Raw genomic sequence first — 20,772 nt, 5'->3', positions numbered from 1 at the left:
ACTTGGGAGGTGACTGTCCATGCAAAATGAAGATGCTCTATCGTTTATCGTATCCCGCGAAGACTGGTCGCTGCACCGCAAAGGCTATCAGGATCAAGTACGCCACCAGCACAAAATCCGCGATGTGATCAAACGCAACCTGCCCGATCTGATTACCGAAGAAAATATAATTCTGTCTGACGGAAAACAGATTATTAAAGTTCCCATACGAAGCCTCGACGAATACCGTTTCATTTACAATTACCAAAAGCAAAAGCATGTCGGTCAGGGCGACGGCGACAGTCAAGTAGGTGATGTCCTGGGTCGTGACCCTTCGCCTTCCCAGTCCGGGAAAGGAGAATCTGCTGGCGATCAAGCAGGACAGGACATCGTGGAAACGGAGGTCAGCCTGGAGGAGCTGGAAAATATGCTGTTCGAGGAGCTCGAACTGCCGCTGCTGCAGCCTAAGGATCAAGAGGTGATCGACACAAAATCCATCGTTTTTAACGACATTCGGAAAAAGGGCATCATGTCCAACATCGACAAAAAACGTACCATTTTAGAGAACCTTCACCGTAATGCCAGAGAAGGTAATCCCGGTATTCACGGCATCAGTCCGGATGACCTACGGTATAAAACATGGGATGATACCGTGATACCCGAATCAAACGCAGTCATTATCGCCATGATGGATACATCCGGCTCCATGGGATCATTCGAGAAATACTGCGCACGCAGCTTTTTCTTCTGGATGACCCGCTTCCTCCGCAAACAGTATGAAAAGGTGGAAATCGTGTTTATCGCCCACCACACCGAAGCAAAAGAAGTAAGCGAGGAGGAGTTCTTTACCCGCGGTGAAAGCGGCGGAACCATATGCTCATCTGCTTATCAGAAGGCGTTAGAGATCATCCATCATCGCTATTCTCCATCCCGATATAATATCTACCCTTTTCACTTCTCGGACGGTGACAATCTCACCTCTGATAATGAACGATGCGTCAAGCTCATTGGTGATTTGCTTAAAGTATGTAATATGTTCGGTTATGGAGAGGTCAACCAATACAACCGCAGCAGCACGCTGATGTCGGCTTATAAGAATATTAAATTGGACCAATTCATGTACCATGTCATCAAAGACAAAGGCGAAGTCTACGAAGCCCTTAAAACCTTCTTTCGCAAACGGGAAGGTGTTGTTAATTAATTCCAACGCAATTTTAATAAAGGATAATAATGGAGGAGGCAGCATGGCCTCCTTTTTTCTTATCGACTGTCATGTTACAGCTAACAGAGCATTACCGAAGAATGGATAAAATGATAATAAAATCTTGTACGTTCAGATGAAAATTCTGTCTTAGGTTTGACATCATAATGTAGCCAGAGGTTCATTTTTTTGTCACCTTCTGGTTTTCCCGAGATGATAGTATGTAGTAGTTATGACAATTTCTACAGGATATGACAGGCTTCGCACTAGACTTCTCCTGATCTGTCCTTATATAAAAGAAAGGAAAGGTTATCATGTTCCAAATGACACATCAATTATTAACCACCCAGACGTTTGAGAATATGTCCTACATATTATGGCACCGGCTATCACAGGGCGGCACAAGTGCAGATCCTTCGGAAGGAGCGATCTCCCATGCCAGTACCAGATAAACCACGTTCACGTTATATGCCTGGTCTGGACGGACTCAGGGCCCTCGCATTAATCGGAGTTATGGGATACCACTGGAGTTTTGGTTTTGCAAAGGGCGGTTTTCTCGGGGTAAGCTTATTCTTCGTACTGTCCGGCTATCTCATCACGGATATTCTGGCTTCCCAGTGGCATCATCAGCAGCGGATCGATCTAAAGGATTTCTGGATACGAAGGTTTCGGCGGCTCTTGCCAGCCATGCTGCTCATGCTGTTTATTCTGGTGGTATGGGTTACACTGTTTGACCATTCTCGACTGACTGCACTTCGGGGTGATGTACTCGGAGCTGTTACGTACATAAGCAATTGGCAGTTTATTTTTCAGGAGCAATCCTACTTTGAATCATTTGGCCCGCCGTCTCCTTTGGGCCATTTCTGGTCATTAGCCGTAGAAGAACAGTTCTACCTGCTGTGGCCGCTGATCATGTTAGTGGGGCTCAAGCTTTTTCCCCGCAGAGGACCTCTGTTCACCTTCATAGCCATCGGGGCTGCACTATCAGCACTGTGGATGGCTGTTATTTACCAGCCTGGGGATGATCCTAGTAGGGTTTACTATGGCACTGATACTCGGGCTTTCGGGCTGCTTATCGGGGCAGGGCTGTCCATTATATGGCCCAGCTGGAAGCTATCCTCGCATGTATCGGTGTCCTCCCGGCGCCGACTAAATATCACGGGAATGGTGGCTCTGCTCATGATACTCTTCATGATGTGGAAGGTTGACCGTTATGAATCTTTTCTATATCAAGGAGGCATGCTCCTCTTCTCCCTGGCTGCTGCCGTACTCGTAGCCGTATTAGCACATCCAGCGGCTTCGGTCAGTCGCTTGTTAAGCTGGAAGCCACTCGTATGGGTTGGCGTTCGCTCCTACGGAATTTACTTGTGGCATTATCCCGTGATGATTCTGACATCGCCAGATGCGGGTGCGCGCGATCTGCCTTGGCCTGCAGTAGCACTGCAAATCGCAGCAAGTTTTCTGCTGGCAGCTCTATCCTGGAAGTATGTCGAAGAACCAATACGACATGGAGGTCTTAAGAAACTATGGTCTAAAGCCTCTTCCCTACGTCGTCGCCCGGCTTCGATTTCATTAAGAGGCTGGATCGTATCAGTCTGCTCGCTTATTCTAATCGGCATCTTCTGCTCGGGAATGATGAGCAGCGTATCTTCGGCAAGAACGGTAAACGATATCGCTGCCATGTTGAACTTGGATAACTCCCCTTCGGAAGAACAGGAGTTTACTCCAAGTGATGAGGCTGTTGCGGTTAAGCCACCGGAAGAGCAGCCCCCCCACCCAGCTGGCGGGGACAATGCGGCACCGCCTACCAGCGCCCCTTCAAATCAACCAGGAGTGATTAACAAACCAGGTACTGGGGATAAAACTCCTGAGATTCCGGCACAAGATGAAGAGGCAAACTCGGACGATGACGATGCTGAAGAGAAGGAATTGCCGGACCAGCCTACAGGGAATGACCAAAACATCGAAGACGGGCAAACCGATGCAGAAAGCGGAAATACGAATAAAGTGAATTCCGAAATGACGGTTCCCGATCAATCGAACGGCGAAAAGACGGGTAAATCTAGTGCAGATAAAACGGATAAGTCATCTCCAGCCAAGGACTCGGCTAGCGAAACAACAACCAGTGGAAAGGGTAACCCTGCCAAGCCAGCAAATAAACCCTCCCACCCACCGGCATCCAAGTCCGTCATTACGGCGATAGGAGATTCTGTCATGCTGGGCGTATCTCCTTATCTGGAGCAATCGCTGCCTGGCATTCATATCGATGCGGTGATTGGACGCCAAATGCGTCAGGCCGATGAACTGATTCCTGTTATGAAAGACCAGAACCGAATCAATGGCGGCATCATCATTGTTGGGCTTGGCACCAATGGCGCCTTCTCGAAAAAGGATCTGAATGCACTGCTGCGTCCTCTGGATTCTGCCAAACAGATTCTGCTGATCAACACGCGGGTTCCGCGCGATTGGGAACAGAATGTAAACGACATGCTGGCCGAAGCGGCCGCACAGAATCCCAAAATCACGTTAGTTGATTGGTATTCAGCCAGTAAGAACCATCCGGAATACTTCCGGTCTGACGGCGTTCATCTGGAGCCGGAGGGCGCCAAAGCCTACACCTCCATGCTGCTTCAAGCCATCAAGAAATAAGCCATCCTGATTTATGCCATCATTCATTCCTATACCGCCGACCTGCTCTCATCATTCTATGAGTCAGGTCGGCTTTTTACTTATATACGTATGCAGAAGCAGCAATATGATATAATTCGATTACTATTCTCATTATTTCTATTAAAAGGCGGTGTCCTGGTATATGAACAATATCGTTACAATGAAATGGCTGCTGGCGAGACTCTATGAACCGGATTTGGTCATCGTCGATTGCCGTTTTGCCCTCGGTAAGCCGGAAAGCGGCAGAGCTTCATATGAAGAATCACATATTCCGCGGGCAGTTTACCTTGATTTAGAGAAGGACCTCTCCTCACCGATTACGGAACATGGCGGACGTCATCCCCTGCCGAACCTGGATCACCTGGCAAAGCGTCTCGGGCAGTCGGGCATTCAAGGCAGCAGCCGTGTCGTGATCTATGACGATCAGGGCGGCGCCATGGCCAGCCGTCTATGGTGGCTGCTAAAATACACGGGGCACGAAGAAGCTTATGTATTGGATGAAGGGTTTACTGCTTGGAAGAACGCATCGTATCCAGTAACGAACGAACAGCCGATCGTGATCCCCGTTACATATGAAGTCAATCTAAAGTCCGATAAACTGGTCGGCGTGGATGAAGTGCGCGAGGCTTCGCTTCACGGAAGCAAAGCGCTCATCGATTCCCGCGAGCCGCACAGATATGCCGGCGTGGAGGAGCCTATGGACATCAAGGCCGGACATATCCCTGGAGCTGTGAATTACTTCTGGAAGGGTGTCCTGGACGATTTCGGACATTGGAAGAACGCAGATGATCTTCGCGAGCATTTCTCCAACATTCCGCGGGATGCCGAGATCATCGTATACTGCGGTTCCGGCGTTACCGCTTGCCCTAACGTGCTTGCCTTGGAGACAGCCGGTTACAGCAACGTGAAGCTGTACGCAGGCAGCTGGAGCGACTGGATCAGCTATGAGGAGAATCCGGTGGCCACCGGTGAGGAATAGCCTTGTTACCCCCTGTAACCATATAACTTGGTAGATGTGCCGCTTGGAGTCGAAGGGCTTCGAGCGGCTTTTTGCTGTACCTGCAAAACCACGATGAAAGATCATTAAATAGGCAAAGATATTTTTCGAGATTGTTTAGTCGAATCCTATGGAATTTTATGTGCTCGATATTTTGGACTTGGTAGTTGATTTCGATTCGCCGGAACAGGTAAGTACGTGTGCACATCGATATATCCGCCATTTACCTAAGGATTTACAAGACATTTCCTTCAATCGCTCTCACAGCTGTCGCTATCGGCCGGAACGAATTCCAAAATATCTCCCGGCTGACAGTCCAGAATATCGCAGATCGCTTCCAATGTGGAGAACCGGATTGCTTTCACTTTACCCGTCTTCAGATTGGACAGATTGACGTTCGAAATTCCGACCTTGTCAGCCAGGTCATTCAATTTCATTTTTTTGTCGGCCAGGACACGGTCCAGGCGTATAATAATCGGCACTTTTTTGTCAGACTCCATTCTTAGAAAGTCGAATCATGCTCTTCCTGCAGAAGAGCTCCATACTTGAAAATCTCGGACACGAACAGAACGAGTATACCAATAATAATTCCGATTAAAGAGATACCAGCCAGATTGATCGAAAAGATGCGTGTGACGAGCAAGCAGATCAAAATATTAAGAATGAGCTTCGCCAGCAAAGAATATAGAATTACGGCGATTCCCAGCTTTCTCAGACGGGCGGCATTCGCCAGGCTGAACGGACTAATTCCACTAAGTATGCTTCCTATTATAAGACGAATCTTGCCGATCGAGTAGAGGTAGGCGCAGAATGCAAGCACGGTATTGGTCAAGCTGACGACCAGATAAGCGTTCTTGGCATCGAACATGTCGGGATTGATCGGTTGAAAATAAGTGAAAGGCACGATGACACTCTTCGTCACCGTATCCGATAACGGTACTGAAAAGGACCAGTGCATGATTCCCTTCTCTGCAGAGAACAACTCCTGGGGCTTCAAACCGATCCATAGATTGAAACAGATGAATGCCACGAGCAGCCCGATCCCACCCCAATATCCGATCATAAGCGCAGTGTGCATTCTTTTAAAGCCAGGTTTAGCTTTGAATTCAATTCCGTTCATGCGTAATCTCCTTTTCATGTGAACTTACAATATATACTAATTGATTTATTCACGAAAAACAATAACTATTTAATGATAAACATTAAATAATTATCCATCATTGCGTAAGCTACCTGACTTCACTGAGCCTTGGATCTATTCAAGTATGGGGTGTAAGCAGCCGAAGTGCTTGTTTGTCTTACATAGACACTTCGATTAGTAAAAACGAAGAACCCGCGTCGGACGAGGTCTCTTCGTTTTTTCCTCCTCATAGAAAGCGAGTTCTCCTTATAACTGATCCAATCGCTCCAACCAGCGATCGCATCAGCCTGGACCAACGGGAGGTCTGTGCAGAGACTCTTGGGTTTTGGCCGTAACATTCACTCGCGCAAAAATATCAAATAATGCCTCGTTGAATTTTTCCTTCTGTTCAAGCATGGGAATATGGCCCGCTTCCGCAATGGAGTAAAACAGTTTGAGAGGAGCTTGAATTGTTAAAAAAAATTCCTGTGCTAGCGGATAGGGTGTTTGCCAATCTCGCTCTCCATGTATATAAAAAACGGGCATTTCAAATGCAGCGTCCATAGTCGACAGATCGAAGGATTCCCATAAATATCTCCAGATAGGACGCTGTCCGTCGCCAAATGCTCCGGATATGAAAAAATACCTCATATCCTTGAGCGTATAAAATGGTGAGCTTAAAGCATTGACGATAAGCTCTGTTGTGGGACCGGCCGATAACTTATACTTTCTTTGATATTTTCGAACCTTCTTAAGTTTCTTGATCATGTCGTCATCAAATGCAAGCGGAGGGTAAGGTTTCAAACGAAGAAGGTTTCGATAATCGATGTCATTTCCCGCCATTTTTGCCGCTTCCAGTACTTTTTCATATCCAACGCGTTCATTGTCCTTCATATTGACAACCTGCCCGACGCCGATATAAGTCTGCACAAGCTCCGGATATTGCTTGCTGAACAGGCTGCCTAACACCGAGCCCCATGAATGACCCAAAATGATAATTTTCTCTTTGTGATATTTTCTTCTCAAATAGTTAACAATTTCGTACGTATCCTGAACAAGACGGTCAACCGTGACCGTTGGAGCAACTTGTTTGGGATCATTATTGAAATACGTTTTACCGCAGTTTCTTTGATCCCAATGAACAACCGTGATGCGCTTCTCCCAAGGGATCTGAAATTCTTGGGCAAACGGCAGTATAGGCTCACCTGGGCCGCCATGCAAAAACAGCATCACAGGATTATCTATGTCCTCGCCCCGATGATGCAAATATTGCGAAATGCCACCGATAGTTACGAATTCTCTGCAATCAATGCCATTACTCATGGGAGTCATCCGTATCTGATGTGCAGTCTTCTTTTTTATGTACTGGACAAACAGAGCCAAGGGAGCGAGGGTCATAAGCAGCCCAGCTAATACAATCCATATAACGCTCATTGTTTGGCTCCGCCCGTCATATAGTCAGCAATGGAATGGACGAGTATATCCAAGGCCTTATCTCTTCCCCGCTCACCAAAAGACATATCTGTTGAACCAATAAAATGGAGCGCGTTCATTAAATATGCAAGCACATCCATTTCGCATCTTGATTCATCAATGCCACAAAGTGACAACGTCCTGCTAAAGTAGTCGTTCGATTTTATTGCTTCCTGGTCCGCCGCCTCAGCTGGAAGCTTACGAAGCAGCAGCTCGATATCCGATGGAGAAACGTAGAGAACGATACTGTCCGCTGCCAGATAAACTTCCTTCAATGCCTTTACAAGCCTTTCTTTCAAACTTATGCGTTCGGACAATACGACCTCCACTCTCTCAAACATTCTGCTCTCGCTCTTTTTGATAATCGAATAGAGAAGTTCTTCTTTGGAATTGTAATAGGAGTAAAAAGAACCTTTGCCGATATGGGTCGCATTGGTGATATCCTCTACCGTAATCCGCCTTACGCCTTTCTTGCGAATCAATTCGATCCCTTTTGTAAACATCGCTTCTCTCACCAGATCTTTTTCACGTTCAGTGACAATCTTAGGCATTATCCCCCTCCTTTTTATTGACTGAAAATTAATTTTGTAGTCAATAAAATATAATAACCTCCTTTCCTGTTTCTTACAAGATGCATATCCATAACTTAGATCGTTGAAGTAGATTATAGTGGAAGATTGAAATCGGCAAGAAAGCCCGCTATCATAGCGGGCTTTCTCCTTGTTATATGCCATCTCTAGTCTTACATCAAGATCCCTGACAGATGCTCAAGAGCCAGTGACCTTTTCTGCTTCTCCGTGGGAATGTTCTCGTAGAGAAGATGTTCTTTGCCTGCTTCAGCCATTCGCTTACGGATGGCGGCAATCCGGCCTTTGCCAGTGTCGATAAAACGGAAGTCTATTTGGCGCAAGCACTCCATTCTCGTTAAGCCGTCCAAGGCTTCCGCCTTGATTCGCGTATGTATCTCCTTAAGTGTCAAAACCTCCAGCCGGCTTGCAGTCCACAGGTTCTCAATCTCCTGCAAGGATTTCATATAATCCAGTTCAAGCTGTCGAAGCTTCTTCATATTCGAGAAATCACATAGGCGCTCCACCTTTGGCAGCGACAAGCAAAGATAAGACAAATTACTCAAACATGCCAGGGTATCAATATTAGTCAGGTTTCGGACAGAGGATAGCCTCAGCATACTTATATCTGAGTCGGCCAACACTTCCAGCGAACCGTTCAGTGTACAACTGTCGATAGCCAGATATTTCATCATCGGCAATTCCACGACAAACTCCAGCTGATCAATCGCACAGTTCAGAAACAGTGTATCCAAGCGAATGCAGTCAGCAACCGGTGATAGATCTTCAAATTTACCGCTGAGTTCTAGGTACTTTAAAAACTTGTAATTCCGGATAAAATCGAGATTTTGCTTTTTGGGGGAACGTATCTTCAGGAACTCCATTCGATCCAGCGCACCCAGCCTATTCAAATCCTGCTTCTGTTTAAGATCCAAATAAAGCGCAGCAACGAACTTCAATCCAGCAAGTGCCTCCAGAACTTCCTCAGTATATTGACCTGCCTCTTCTGGAATATATATGTGCAGAATCAGATCCGGACGCTTGGAAAACACCTGTTCATCCAGCTTCAGCAAATCTGCGGCATTATCTGACCCAACAACGAACTCAAGACTAGCACGGTTCCGCAGCTGTTTAACGGCACTCTCCATTTTGTCCATGTTCCAGGGAATACCCCTCATCGAAGCCGTCCACGGTTCACTCATATTGCTCTCCCTCCACCATATGAATATTGAAATTGACATACGAGTTAAAAAGACGGTTTACCTTGTGTGTTTAAAATTGTCGCGACTGTAGCGATATCACTGAATTATTCGATGTAATGGAGATACAATCTCAGATATTAGATATCCTAAGAGACGATCCCTGGGCTGTCCAAGCAATCTAGTTTGTTACTTAGTGTTGCTATTAACTATAACATGATGATATTTCAAACGTGAATCTATAAATCTTTCGCTTTCCGCACACGCGACTGACTGCATGCTATCTTACACACTGTCATCGTTGAACAAGAAAAAGCCGCCCCTTCCTCGTGCCGACGAGGGGGACAGCTTTTTTAAGAAAGCGCAAAAAAATACTTTAGTAAGTTTCCGGATTATCGCTTATAACCAGCAAGCCTCATGCTTACAAGTACCATCAGTATGGCAAGGCCAAGAAAATACAAGGGCATCGTGACTAGCGAGCCATTGTGAAGAATACTCATGCCGCTCGTAATCAAGCTGACAACAAAGTAATAACCTAGCCCGAAAATCGCTCCTGCCGTTCCAAGCACATCCCCATATTGGTTCAGCGCCAAACTAAGACAATTTGGAATCGCCATCCCGATGCCGAGCAGAAGGATAAAAATACATACTACCAATAATGCCATATGCATAATAGTGGCATTCATTCCGCTCACAGCCAGAACAGTAAGGCAAAGGGCACCCAGCATCGTAATGATCGTGCCGATCACAATAATTCGCTCAGCCTGGAGCCTGGGCAGCAGTTTCTTCGACAGCATCGCACCCAAGATGGATGACATCGCAACGAAGATCCCGAAGAAACCAAAACTGCCGGGACTCATCCCAAAAAATTCAATAAAAATAAACGGGGCTTCCGCATAGTAACTGAACAATATGCCGTTCGTGGCTCCAATGAGAAAACCGAATCCCCATATTCTGCGGTCAGAGACGAGGCGCTTGGCCACGGAGAGCGTGTTAATCTTCGAGCCCGTCTTGACTCTAGTTTCAGGAAGTGAAGTCCAGGTATACGCCAGAATAGCGGCGCTCATCAAAACCAGCGTCAAGAACACTGCTCTGAAACCAAGAGATTGATCTACCCATCCGCCAAGGAGCGGTCCAACAGCAGGCGTAAACGCAAGCGCTGCCGAAATCTGGGCAAACACCGCATGACGCTTGGCTCCGTCGATGCTCTCACGCAAAATCGTTTGGGTGACAACCGAGCCTGTACTGGCACCAAAAGCCTGAATGAATCGGCTCACCAATAACCATTCGGCCGAACCGGATAGATAGCAGCCCAGGCTGCCCATTCCATAAACCAGGATGCCCCACAGCATGGCAGGACGACGTCCAATGAAATCCGAAAGCCTTCCCCAACAAAACACTCCGAAGGCAAAGCCCAGGAAATAAATGCTGAGGGTTAGTTGGATCACATTGTTGCTTGCTCCCAATTGATGGGCAATATCCGGCAATGAAGGTGTATATATTGTTTCACTAATTTGTGGGAAACCCACAAGGATAATTAATAACCATATGGATGGATTTGAGATTTTTCTTTGCACAGCTAACGTCCCCCTTATCATTCAAAAATCTCAAGTAGGCTGGCAAAGAAATTACGGGATAGGGGGTTTGCATTTAGTTAGTCTAGTAAATGAAAGCATAAAGAATCACCTTTGTTATCTGATAAGGGGTATATCTACCATGTATTATATCAGCTTTAGAAAACTGTGTGACATCAAAATAAAATAAGGCGCCCGCCATGCCTGAATGTTTACAGGACAATGGCAAGCGCCTAGTTATCTATCAATTCTTCTTGGAGAGCCATTCCGCCAATTCTTCCGTCTGAGCAAGAACGGCAAGCGGATCGTAATACCAGGAACGCTCCTCAGGCCATATATACATCTGTCCCTTCTTGACCGCAGACAGTGTGCTCCAAATCGGATCGGCTTTAAAATCCTCGATCGTACGTGTATTGGCGGTCATAATGATATAATCCCCCGCATATTGGCTTACCATTTCTGCCGATAATTCTGCCCATTGCTTCTCCATGATTTCCGCAGCAATCCCGCTTGGAGGCTTTCTTCCCAATGCCTGATAGACAGGCTGACCGCCACGGCCGAAATTATCCCCGTACACCCAGGTCGACTTCTCACCGTCTTCCATAATGCTAAAGGTGGCATCCGCAGGAACAGCTGCATCGACTTTAGCCTTGGCCTCCGCAATACGCCGGTCGTACGCCTCCAGCCAGGTTTTGGCCTCCTCTTCCTTACCGAACAACTCGCCGAAGTGCGTCAGTTCTTCGTGGGCATTCTTTAAATCTCCGTATGGAATCACAATGGTCGGTGCGATTTTGCTTAACTGCTCATAAGTTTTTTCCCCATTGCCGGTAATGATGAGATCCGGGTTTAAAGCCACGATTTTCTCGATGGACGGTTTTCCATAATCGCCAATATCCTCAATTCCTTGCAAGGAATCTCTGAAATAATAGTTTTGAATGGTTAATCCCGGAGCTCCAACCGGAATCACATCAAGCGCAATCAGGCTGCCCAAATATTCCTCAGCGACGATGCGCTGCGGATTCACCGGAATTTCGATATCACCATTGATCGTGGAGACAGTTTTCATCCCGGATTCTTCCACTGAATTCGCCTCACCAGCTTGTGAAGAATCAGCCGTTGTTGTCTGTACAGCCTCCCCGTTGCTGCCATTACCAGTCTCACCTGTTCCACAGGCGCTGATCATGAATGCCATAAAAAGCATGGTGGTGATCAGGATAAGACGCTGTCTGCTAAAATAATGTAAAGAAAACACATGAATCCCCCCTTATTTATCGATAACGATAATCATTCTCAAATAAACTTTACCTCCTGTTCAGCCAAATGGCTATGCCTTTAAATGATATCCGGTCATGCAAATTTATGATGTCCGGTCAGTACTTGCATCATTTCGTGCAATTGGGCTTGCGAAGAGATGGGGTCATACCCGAAGAATAACTCCGGTTGGTCCAGAACATAAACACGGTTGGTCCTGACCGCTTCCAATTCCCGCCACGCTTGTGATCCGAACAGGGCATCCACGCGCTTCTGACCATAGGGATGGTCGGGCAGTGATGTAATGAAAATATGATCGGCATCGTAAAAAGCGATTTCTTCAATATTGGCTTCCACGAACCCCTGAAGGTGCAAGCCCTCCTCCACCAGCCGGACCGGTGGCCGAAAACCGATATCATCATACAAAATCTGGCTACCCCTGCCGAAGCTTCCGCTGAAGCAGTAGGCCGTGTCCGCGCATATCTCCCAAACGACGGCGGTTCCCCGTTCTCCAAGCACTCGGTTCAGTTCAACATTCGAACAATCCACAAGTTCGTCATAACGCGAGAGCCACTCCTCCGCTGCCGCTTGTTTATTGATGGTGCACGCGATGAAACGAAATTGCTCACGCCAGCTCATGGTCTTGAAAGGCAGTTCTAGGACAGGTGCCAACGTAAGCAGCGTTTTGTTCTCCTTGGTCGAATCGTAGCTGATGATCAGATCCGGATGGGATGAAGCTACGGCATCATAATAATGATCGGATGTGAGGATATATGGATCAAAAAGATGATCCGCACTCAAGCCCTTGCTGTATGGGGTCTGCTGAAGCCAAGGGGTATACACACCCAGCTCCGGAACAACGTCAAGTGCCAATAATGACGCTGTATGATTAAGGTTCAACGCGGTGATTCGCTTCGGTTTGCGTTTATATGCCGTAGGCGACATGCCCACGGATTCCTTGAACTTACGGCTTAGGTATAAGCCCTCCTTATACCCTACCTCCTGCGCCAGTGCATTTAAATCTTGCGATCCGGTCAACAGTCGTTCCTGCGCTTTTCGAATGCGAAGCAGGGTCAAGTATTCATTAAAGGTACGACCCGTGTGCTTGCGGAACATGCGCGAGAAATGCTCCGGACTGATGCCTGCCATCGAGGTTATCTGCTCTCGCGTGACTTCTTTATGGTAATTCTCCTCAATATATTGCAAGGCGTGCTCCAGCCACGATAATGGCGATGAAGATGGCCTGAATGCTATCTCCGCATGGAGCTCCTGCAATAATCGAATAAACAAATGCTGCAGTTGATAAGGCTCCTGGCGTTTTATCGCTCCCCAAACACGCTCAAACTCTTCTGCCAATCTTAAAATCTCAAACGGAATACTATGTAGCGGAACCATGCATTCAAGCCCCCAAGAAACGCCGCCGCCATCGATATTCAAACATCGATATTCTATATAAATCCCCCGTAACGGAGTTGATCTGTTCGAGCTCACCTTCAATTCCGTAATACCATCAGATACAAATACGCTTCCTCTGGACATCGGGTAGGTGCGGCCCTCTGCTTGCAGCACGCCCTCTCCATCCTGGATAATTACGATTCGGTAACCCGGCTCATGATGGTTCCCGCCGGTGCTCGGAATCCCTTCATCCAATCCGATTAAACGAGTCGGTACGTGAAAAAAATGAGGGGAATGCGGGGTCGCTGGAGCAAATGACATAGAGCTTCCTCCTTGATTATGATAATCATTATCAATTGATGTGATGTTATTATACCAGATGCTCTACTCCTCTGTGATGGTAAATCCGCTTCCTACCTATTTTAATGATGCGGTCGATCGTAGTTTCATCAGAAACATTCAACCTGCGTGACGGGTTTCAATGTCCGCTCCGGGTCTAAACCGGCCCTGCGTTATTGACCAGGATGTCCAATTGCGTGCTGCCTGTCCTTGCTTTCAGGATCTCATCCAGCGACTCGTAGAGGGCACTTACTTCATCCAAGGAGCCAAGCTCCGCCCCAACCATGAAAGCCTCCCCTCCGGCCAACTCAATCTCGCTCACAACCTCTTCAGCAGCCGACCGGCTCTTACTATAATGAACGGCTACCAAAGCTCCTTCCTGTGCCACACGCACCAAGATGGCACGTCCGATGCCTCGGCTGGAACCTGTAACCAAAGCTGTCTTCCCATTCAAAACCTTCATCCCCGTCAGCACAGACGGTTGGAATCAAACTTTTGCGCCCGGCTCCCGTGCTCGATTGGAAATTAAAATCATTTACATTCGATGTGAAGGTTATTATAATGAAAATATCAAAAGAGCTGCGCAACTTATGTTTGCATAAAGCGATTAAAGGATGAGTTTTTCCTTTAATCGCTTTTTTTGTGGGCTTATTGAAAGTCATGGAGGTATATATCGTATGAAAAAAAGAGCATTTGATATGATCATGCTGCTCATCGGAGCATTTATTTTTGCGTTAGCAGTCAATCTGTTTGTCATTCCCAATGACTTTGGTGAAGGCGGCGTTACCGGGATATCCATCATTCTCTATTATACGTTAAAGTGGTCCCCGGCTCTTGTCGGCATTATATTGAACGGAATATTGCTGATGGTCGGCTATAAGCTGCTGGATAAAAAGACAACCATTTACACCATCATCGCGGTTGCCTTCCACTCTCTGTTCCTGCATTTGACGGAGAGCTGGCACATCGCTTCAAATGAGCCGGTAATCAACGCCATATTTGCCGGCCTGTTTGCCGGCGTCGGGATCGGGCTCATCGTCCGGGTGGGCGGCACAACGGCAGGTACGGTGATATTGGCCCGTCTGGCGAACAAATACTGGGATTGGAATATAAGTTATGCCCTGCTGTTCTTTGACTTGATTGTAGCCGGGCTATCCGTTTTTGTGATTGGAATCGAGAAGGTGATGTTTACCGTGGTCATTCTCTATATCGGGACCAAAGCAATGGAGTTCATCATTGAAGGCTTGAATCCCAAAAAAGCAGTCACCATCATATCTCCTCACCATGACCGGATCGCGATACGGGTAACGGAAGTTATGGATCGCGGTGTGACCGTTCTGCGCGGTTATGGTTATTACACTGGACAGACCAAAGATGTACTCTACATCGTCATCAGCAAACAGGAAGTCTCCATGCTCAAAAAAATCGTACGGGCTGAGGACAAAGATGCTTTTGTCACCATCCATGATGTACGCGACGTATTTGGTGAAGGATTCATCGATATTTCAAAATAGAGTATCCTCAGCTTATATTGGAGACATATATCTTCCATATGACAAACCGAGATCGGTAATGGCTTGGTCGGTCACGGAGAGAAGCGAAACATACTCTCCTTCCGCGCCCATCCACTGAACACCTAGCACAAGACCCGATGTAGATTTAGCTGCAAATAGAAAATTGAATAATTCCGGCCGCACTTCTCCTCCATCATCCACTCTCCACGTGGAATAGGGATCATACGTCGCCGGATAATCGTGATACAACCAAGTATCTCTGTCTTTCAGGGCCAGACTTGCCAGCATATCGTCACCTTGTCTGACGAATTGCACCAGATAGACGGACTTTCCATCTGGAAGCTCAATCAGCGGCCAAGCCTGCTCTACCTCTCGTCCCTTGCTCTCCTTGATCTCCTGCAGCTCCTGTTTATCCGCGCCGGCATGCTGAGGGTCCACACGCTGTATGGTCAGGAGCGCTTCGGCCGGGAACTGACTCGCGGGAATAATAAAATAGGTTTCGTTTGGCTCTGCCGACCCTTCCGTTACCTGATATAATTGCCCAGCCTGATCGTTAAAATTGTGTATGGTCTGCCGGCCATCATCTTCCGGAGTCGCTTGCTGCTTGCCTGAATAGCGAACCGTAAGCAGCTTGCCTGCCTGGCCAATGGCAATGAGCGGTTCCTCACCAGCATAAACGGCTGTTTCCGGGTCAGCCAATAGCTTTTGGCCCTTCTCATTGGCAAAAGCGAAAATCCCTTTCTTCAAAGCAACCGCATCTTGGATCACCTGCTGTTTCTCTTCATTTTCCAATTGGCGATCCGGCTTCACTTCAGAGATAGCCGGCTCTTTCACCTGCTCCTTCTGACCAACTGAGCATGCCGTCATCATGCTTAGTGCAATCATAAATAGGGCAATCGAAAACTTCATTATCCCATCAACTCCTGTTATAAGATTCCAAATTCTCCATATCTCCAGACGCAAAATACATCCGAAAAGTTTGCATTCGACGATACTTTATTTGCACTTTTTTGCAACATTTTTCATAGCCATTTGTGCCGCTTCTGCATGAAAATAAGGAGAAACAGCTTGCTGCATCAGACTTTTTGATAACTTTATAGAAATATTTAATGAGGTTATAAAAAACATTTTATTGGTAATGCGGGGCAAAATTCTATACAATTCTTTTTAACTTAAAAATGCTGAATGCAAACTTTTTAATGGTTTAGTACAAATTGTCCAAGACAGGCTTTCTCTACGCAGTACCCATGATACCACCGCAATTCTACTTTAACGATTTGAAGGAGTGCATCGCAAAAGTGACTACGAATATTTCTGTTTCTTCACCCCTTACTGCCGCCCATGATTATGTGGAATCCATCTATAACCAGGTTGTGTCCCGAGACCCTAATGAAACTGAATTTCATCAGGCTGTCCGGGAATTTGTGGATTCCATCGTCCCTGTTTTAGCCGAGCATCCGGAATACCAAGAGCAAGGTATCCTAGAGCGTCTTGTTGAGCCGGAACGAATGATTACCTTCCGTGTACCTTGGGTAGATGATCATGGCAAGGTTCGCGTAAACCGCGGCTTCCGTGTACAGTATAACAGCACGCTTGGCCCCTACAAAGGCGGTATCCGATTCCATCCTTCGGTATATGCCGGCATTGTCAAATTCCTTGGTTTTGAACAAATTTTCAAGAACGCACTCACAGGCCAGCCAATCGGCGGCGGCAAAGGCGGTTCTGATTTTGATCCTAAGGGCAAATCCGACCAGGAAGTCATGCGCTTTACTCAAAGCTTCATGACTGAGCTTTACCGCCATATCGGACCAGATGCCGATGTGCCAGCTGGTGATATCGGCGTTGGTGCACGCGAGATCGGTTATATGTTTGGTCAGTACAAACGGATCCGCGGAGGACATGAAGCTGGAGTGCTGACAGGCAAAGGCGTCATTTATGGCGGAAGCTTGGGACGTACAGAAGCCACAGGTTATGGCTGTGTCTACTTCGTTCAGGAAATGCTGGCTTCGAAAGATCTGGATTTTAAAGACAGCCGCGTCGTTGTCTCCGGTTCAGGTAACGTCTCCATCTATGCGATCGAAAAAGCACAGCAGCTCGGTGCTCACGTTATCGCTTGTAGTGATTCCAACGGATACCTGCATGACCCGGAAGGAATTAATCTTGAAACCGTCAAATTGCTGAAAGAACGGGATCGCCTGCGGATCAGTGAATATGTCAAAATTCACCCGCATGCCGTATATACTGAAGGTTGTACAGGCATCTGGACCATTCCGTGTGATATCGCTCTCCCTTGCGCCACGCAGAATGAGCTTGATGCAGAGGCTGCGAAGACACTCATCGCCAATGGCGTGAAAGCCATCGGAGAAGGTGCGAATATGCCTTCTACTTTAGAAGCGATTGAACTGTTCATCGACAATAACGTGTTGTTTGGACCGGCTAAAGCTGCTAATGCCGGAGGAGTTGCCGTATCCGCCCTGGAAATGAGCCAAAACAGCATGAGACTGTCTTGGACTTTTGATGAGGTTGATGCAAAGCTCCATGTCATTATGAAGAACATTTACAACAGTGCAGTAGAAGCTGCTGAAAAATATGGTGTGGCTGGCAACCTTGTAGCTGGCGCGAACATCGCAGGTTTTATCAAAGTGGCGGATGCCATGATCGCCCAAGGAATTGTATAAGACAAAAGGAGAAGCCCTGCCACATATGCGGCAGGGCTTCTTTATGCTTCTTACAGGCTTACAGCAGCTCGCGGCGGAGCTCTTCAGCCGATTTTGGAGAGAGGTAGCCCAGCGGAATATCATATACCGTCTTGGCGCCTTGCTGCCCTTCTCTGCTTAAACGTTGTGCTGCTCTCGCATAAGCTACGAGCACACTGGATGTAAATTCAGGATTGCTGTCGAGCTTCAGACCAAACTCAATGATTTGGTTGTTACCGGACCCGGTAACACCGCTTCGGATAACGAAACCGCCATGAGGCATTCCGGCATGCTGAGTATCCAGCTCTTCTTGAGTAATAAAAGTCACGGTTGTATCGTAATCGGCAAAGTAATTAGGCATCGATACGATCGTTTGACGGATTTGCTCTTGATCCGCTCCTTCTTCGGCAACGATGAAGCAGTCTCTCCGATGCTTCTCACGTGTTGCCAGCTCTGGGGTTTCGCCTGAACGAATCCGGTCGATAACCTCTTCCACTGGAACGGTGTATTGAACTCCGGCTTGTACACCGGGAACACGGCGAATTGCATCTGAATGGCCCTGACTCACGCCTTTACCCCAGAAGGTGTACGTTTGTCCTTCAGGCAGGATCGATTCGGCAAGTAAACGATTCATGGAGAACAAACCTGGATCCCAGCCTGTCGAGATGACACTGATATGGCCACCAGCTACTGCTGCCTTATTGACCTCTTCGAAAAACTCAGGGATTTTAGCATGTGTATCGAAGCTGTCTACCGTATTAAACATATTTGCAAGCTGCGGTGTTTGCTCAGGCAGATCCGTAGCTGAACCACCGCACAGGATCATAACGTCAATCTTGCCGATATATTGCTCTGCCGCGGATATATGCTCAAAGCGTGCGCCGGTATTTGCCGGCATTTGCTGCGGATCTCTGCGTGTGAAGATGGCTACCAGTTCCATGTCCGGATTTTGTCCGATCGCTTTCTGGACGCCTTTACCCAAGTTACCGTAACCTACGATTCCTACTTTAATTGATGTGTTCAATGTTATCCTCCCTTTGCTAATCCATACTCTCGGCACAATATTGATGTGCTGCTATAGAGTATAAGTATATCAAACTCATTCAATTGTAAACTTTTTTGATATCCGCTGAAAATCCTTTTATCCGGATAGTGCAAACTTTCGATCGGATTATCCAATGACCAGAACCTCAAACGATAACATTCTTCATGAGTCGTACTCTTTTCTCTTCCACTTCTTTCACCTATATCACCCTATCAAGACTCAAGGCAGATTAAGCACAAATTGTAATGTATAGCGATCCAGCTTCCGCACTTCTACATTGTATCCGAGCAATTCGGCCGTTTGCAGAAGTGGAATCATTGTCTTCCCTTCCAGGATATAAGGAGCATGCCGCAGGGTGATTTCGGTTTCTGCGGACTCCTTATTATGCTTCTGTTTGCCGCTCCACATCCGCGCTTTTGCAGAATCTACCGTCAGTTCCGCTATCGCATTGCGACCAGATAATGTCATCGCTCCGGCATGATAATCTGCCGATACCCCAAGTGCTTTAACCGCTTCCTTTACGGGTACCATCAGTTCCTTTTCATCCGGCATTTTCCGAATTGTAAAGGGAACGGACTCCATGCCGTCAGCAATAACTACTTCTACACTCCGGACTTCCTTCCCCATGATCAGCACCGTGTCAACCTGTCTCTTCAGGCGTTCCACGAATGCAGCTGCATTACCAGCCGTCATTCTATAGCGAGCATCAGCTGCGCCCACCGCTTCAGTGATCCGGGAATTTATGTCCTGCGAATGATGCGAGAGATCCTTGAATTGGGTAAAGTCATAAGTCCATTTCGCCTCAGCTTGGAAATCATACACTTGCGTATTGCCATATTGGCTCAGCTGCTGAAACATCCAGGTCTTCATCTCCAGCTGATTGCTGTATCGGGCCGGATTCGTATCCTGCCACAGCTTCTGCCGCAGAATGCTGTACGGCGGGTAATATACGATGAACTCTACATCAGGATAGGCCTCCACAAGCGACAGCACATACGTATTGAAATGATGCTGAACCTGCTCGATCGGCTCTTCATTCATGCCAAAATAGTATTCCGTATTTCTGGCCCGTTCATAGGCTTTCATCACTTGATCGTTTCCATAGGTCGCCTCATAGTTCCAATTGTATAGGTACTCTATATTTTGAGGTGAATCACCCATGAGCATTTTCACGATCCCTTTCGCAAAATTTTCATAGGCTGAGTAATTGAACCAGTATTTATAGTCATTCCACCAGATGTCGTCATATAAGTATTCCGGGAAATAAGCATCCGCACCTTCATCCGGATTCTTTAGTGCAAAATAGTCGAGTCCCCAAAGCACCGTTTTGACCTTGCCAGTCTGAAGCGCCAGGGATGCAATTTTGTACTGTTCATCTGCTGTCGAACCTCGCATGGATAGTTTGAGGGCTTGTCCTCCCAGAGCCTTTCCTACCTCAGACGGCAGGAAATTCTCCGTCATGGACGTGCCAAGAATAATCGTATCATACGAGTAATTGCGAGCCAGCCCCGGATTCTGATATCGCTGCTCACTGGTAAAAACGGGTGGATACCATGTGGCTTTGCGATAGAACTGAAGCGGATCCAGCACATAGGTCATACCACTAACCAGCAGAGCCACGATAATGGAGCAAAGCGCAAACTGTATCAGCATGCGTCTTCCTGCCCGCCTGCGAGGACGAAAGGATTGAGGAGGAACAGTTGCACCGGGCTTCGGAGAAGCCGACTTGGTGGCTGTGGATGGCGTTGGCATA

General features: G+C 47.2%; 17 protein-coding genes. 5 read left to right on the top strand and 12 right to left on the bottom strand.

The window, feature by feature from the left end:
• Positions 1 to 19 precede the first annotated feature (19 nt).
• The 3 genes from yhbH (at position 20) to ABEQ74_RS17175 (ending at position 4,829) form a co-directional block, all read left to right on the top strand.
• Complete coding sequence (gene yhbH, locus ABEQ74_RS17185; protein WP_430123338.1) at positions 20 to 1,180, top strand: sporulation protein YhbH; 1,161 nt, start codon at positions 20 to 22, stop codon at positions 1,178 to 1,180.
• A 435-nt stretch (positions 1,181 to 1,615) separates the two neighbouring features.
• The gene (locus tag ABEQ74_RS17180) at positions 1,616 to 3,829 is read left to right on the top strand and encodes an acyltransferase family protein (protein WP_430123337.1); all 2,214 of its coding nucleotides are present in this window, start codon (positions 1,616 to 1,618) and stop codon (positions 3,827 to 3,829) included.
• A gap of 163 nt (positions 3,830 to 3,992) precedes the next feature.
• Positions 3,993 to 4,829, top strand: coding sequence for a sulfurtransferase (locus ABEQ74_RS17175; protein WP_430123336.1), 837 nt, complete (start codon positions 3,993 to 3,995; stop codon positions 4,827 to 4,829).
• A gap of 269 nt (positions 4,830 to 5,098) precedes the next feature.
• Here the strand turns inward: ABEQ74_RS17175 and ABEQ74_RS17170 are convergent, their stop codons facing one another.
• The 9 genes from ABEQ74_RS17170 to ABEQ74_RS17130 form a co-directional block, all read right to left on the bottom strand.
• A complete protein-coding gene (locus ABEQ74_RS17170; RefSeq protein ID WP_430123335.1) occupies positions 5,099 to 5,329 on the bottom strand; it encodes a helix-turn-helix domain-containing protein in 231 nt (76 codons plus the stop codon).
• 20 nt (positions 5,330 to 5,349) lie between these two features.
• On the bottom strand, positions 5,350 to 5,967 hold the full coding sequence (locus ABEQ74_RS17165) for a DUF2975 domain-containing protein (RefSeq protein WP_430123334.1): 618 nt from the start codon (positions 5,965 to 5,967) through the stop codon (positions 5,350 to 5,352).
• A gap of 303 nt (positions 5,968 to 6,270) precedes the next feature.
• Entirely contained in the window at positions 6,271 to 7,401 is a 1,131-nt protein-coding gene (locus ABEQ74_RS17160) for an alpha/beta fold hydrolase (RefSeq protein ID WP_430123332.1), read from the bottom strand.
• On the bottom strand, positions 7,398 to 7,991 hold the full coding sequence (locus ABEQ74_RS17155; protein WP_430123331.1) for a TetR/AcrR family transcriptional regulator: 594 nt from the start codon (positions 7,989 to 7,991) through the stop codon (positions 7,398 to 7,400). Before ABEQ74_RS17155 ends, ABEQ74_RS17160 begins: the two co-directional genes overlap by 4 nt.
• 191 nt (positions 7,992 to 8,182) lie before the next feature.
• Complete coding sequence (locus ABEQ74_RS17150; protein WP_430123330.1) at positions 8,183 to 9,208, bottom strand: hypothetical protein; 1,026 nt, start codon at positions 9,206 to 9,208, stop codon at positions 8,183 to 8,185.
• A gap of 389 nt (positions 9,209 to 9,597) precedes the next feature.
• Positions 9,598 to 10,782 carry a multidrug effflux MFS transporter gene (locus tag ABEQ74_RS17145; protein ID WP_430123329.1) on the bottom strand — a complete coding sequence of 395 codons (1,185 nt, stop codon included), beginning with the start codon at positions 10,780 to 10,782 and terminating at the stop codon, positions 9,598 to 9,600.
• Positions 10,783 to 11,023: 241 nt separating this feature from the next.
• Positions 11,024 to 12,031, bottom strand: a complete 1,008-nt coding sequence (locus ABEQ74_RS17140) for an ABC transporter substrate-binding protein (RefSeq protein ID WP_430123328.1) — start codon at positions 12,029 to 12,031, stop codon at positions 11,024 to 11,026.
• Positions 12,032 to 12,126: 95 nt separating this feature from the next.
• The gene (locus ABEQ74_RS17135; RefSeq protein ID WP_430123327.1) at positions 12,127 to 13,746 is read right to left on the bottom strand and encodes a helix-turn-helix domain-containing protein; all 1,620 of its coding nucleotides are present in this window, start codon (positions 13,744 to 13,746) and stop codon (positions 12,127 to 12,129) included.
• Between the two features lie 175 nt (positions 13,747 to 13,921).
• Positions 13,922 to 14,218, bottom strand: coding sequence for an SDR family NAD(P)-dependent oxidoreductase (locus ABEQ74_RS17130; protein ID WP_430123326.1), 297 nt, complete (start codon positions 14,216 to 14,218; stop codon positions 13,922 to 13,924).
• A 223-nt stretch (positions 14,219 to 14,441) separates the two neighbouring features.
• Here ABEQ74_RS17130 and ABEQ74_RS17125 point away from each other — a divergent pair, with 223 nt between their 5' ends.
• Positions 14,442 to 15,278: a YitT family protein gene (locus ABEQ74_RS17125; RefSeq protein WP_430123325.1), complete on the top strand. Its 837-nt coding sequence runs from the start codon at positions 14,442 to 14,444 to the stop codon at positions 15,276 to 15,278.
• Between the two features lie 12 nt (positions 15,279 to 15,290).
• Here the strand turns inward: ABEQ74_RS17125 and ABEQ74_RS17120 are convergent, their stop codons facing one another.
• Entirely contained in the window at positions 15,291 to 16,187 is an 897-nt protein-coding gene (locus tag ABEQ74_RS17120) for a hypothetical protein (RefSeq protein WP_430123324.1), read from the bottom strand.
• A 389-nt stretch (positions 16,188 to 16,576) separates the two neighbouring features.
• Between ABEQ74_RS17120 and gdhA the strand changes: the two genes are divergently transcribed.
• Complete coding sequence (gdhA, locus tag ABEQ74_RS17115; RefSeq protein ID WP_430123323.1) at positions 16,577 to 17,956, top strand: NADP-specific glutamate dehydrogenase; 1,380 nt, start codon at positions 16,577 to 16,579, stop codon at positions 17,954 to 17,956.
• A 58-nt stretch (positions 17,957 to 18,014) separates the two neighbouring features.
• Here gdhA and ABEQ74_RS17110 read toward each other — a convergent pair whose 3' ends face one another.
• Positions 18,015 to 18,998, bottom strand: coding sequence for a diaminopimelate dehydrogenase (locus ABEQ74_RS17110; RefSeq protein ID WP_430123322.1), 984 nt, complete (start codon positions 18,996 to 18,998; stop codon positions 18,015 to 18,017).
• 240 nt (positions 18,999 to 19,238) lie between these two features.
• On the bottom strand, positions 19,239 to 20,771 hold the full coding sequence (locus ABEQ74_RS17105) for a stalk domain-containing protein (protein ID WP_430123321.1): 1,533 nt from the start codon (positions 20,769 to 20,771) through the stop codon (positions 19,239 to 19,241).
• Between the last annotated feature and the right edge of the window lies 1 nt (position 20,772).

This window comes from Paenibacillus solani, assembly GCF_050475945.1.
Taxonomy (GTDB): domain Bacteria; phylum Bacillota; class Bacilli; order Paenibacillales; family Paenibacillaceae; genus Paenibacillus_AQ; species Paenibacillus_AQ solani_A.
The sequence above is the reverse complement of the archived record's forward strand: the minus strand, read 5'-3'. Positions and strand labels throughout refer to the sequence as shown.

Coding starts and splice junctions, on each gene's coding strand:
- yhbH (WP_430123338.1), top strand. CDS start 20: ATGCAAAATGAAGATGCTCTATCGTTTATCGTATCCCGCGAAGACTGG.
- ABEQ74_RS17160 (WP_430123332.1), bottom strand. CDS start 7,401: ATGAGCGTTATATGGATTGTATTAGCTGGGCTGCTTATGACCCTCGCT.
- ABEQ74_RS17175 (WP_430123336.1), top strand. CDS start 3,993: ATGAACAATATCGTTACAATGAAATGGCTGCTGGCGAGACTCTATGAA.
- ABEQ74_RS17180 (WP_430123337.1), top strand. CDS start 1,616: ATGCCAGTACCAGATAAACCACGTTCACGTTATATGCCTGGTCTGGAC.
- ABEQ74_RS17155 (WP_430123331.1), bottom strand. CDS start 7,991: ATGCCTAAGATTGTCACTGAACGTGAAAAAGATCTGGTGAGAGAAGCG.
- ABEQ74_RS17120 (WP_430123324.1), bottom strand. CDS start 16,187: ATGAAGTTTTCGATTGCCCTATTTATGATTGCACTAAGCATGATGACG.
- ABEQ74_RS17125 (WP_430123325.1), top strand. CDS start 14,442: ATGAAAAAAAGAGCATTTGATATGATCATGCTGCTCATCGGAGCATTT.
- ABEQ74_RS17105 (WP_430123321.1), bottom strand. CDS start 20,771: ATGCCAACGCCATCCACAGCCACCAAGTCGGCTTCTCCGAAGCCCGGT.
- ABEQ74_RS17135 (WP_430123327.1), bottom strand. CDS start 13,746: ATGTCATTTGCTCCAGCGACCCCGCATTCCCCTCATTTTTTTCACGTA.
- ABEQ74_RS17165 (WP_430123334.1), bottom strand. CDS start 5,967: ATGAACGGAATTGAATTCAAAGCTAAACCTGGCTTTAAAAGAATGCAC.
- ABEQ74_RS17150 (WP_430123330.1), bottom strand. CDS start 9,208: ATGAGTGAACCGTGGACGGCTTCGATGAGGGGTATTCCCTGGAACATG.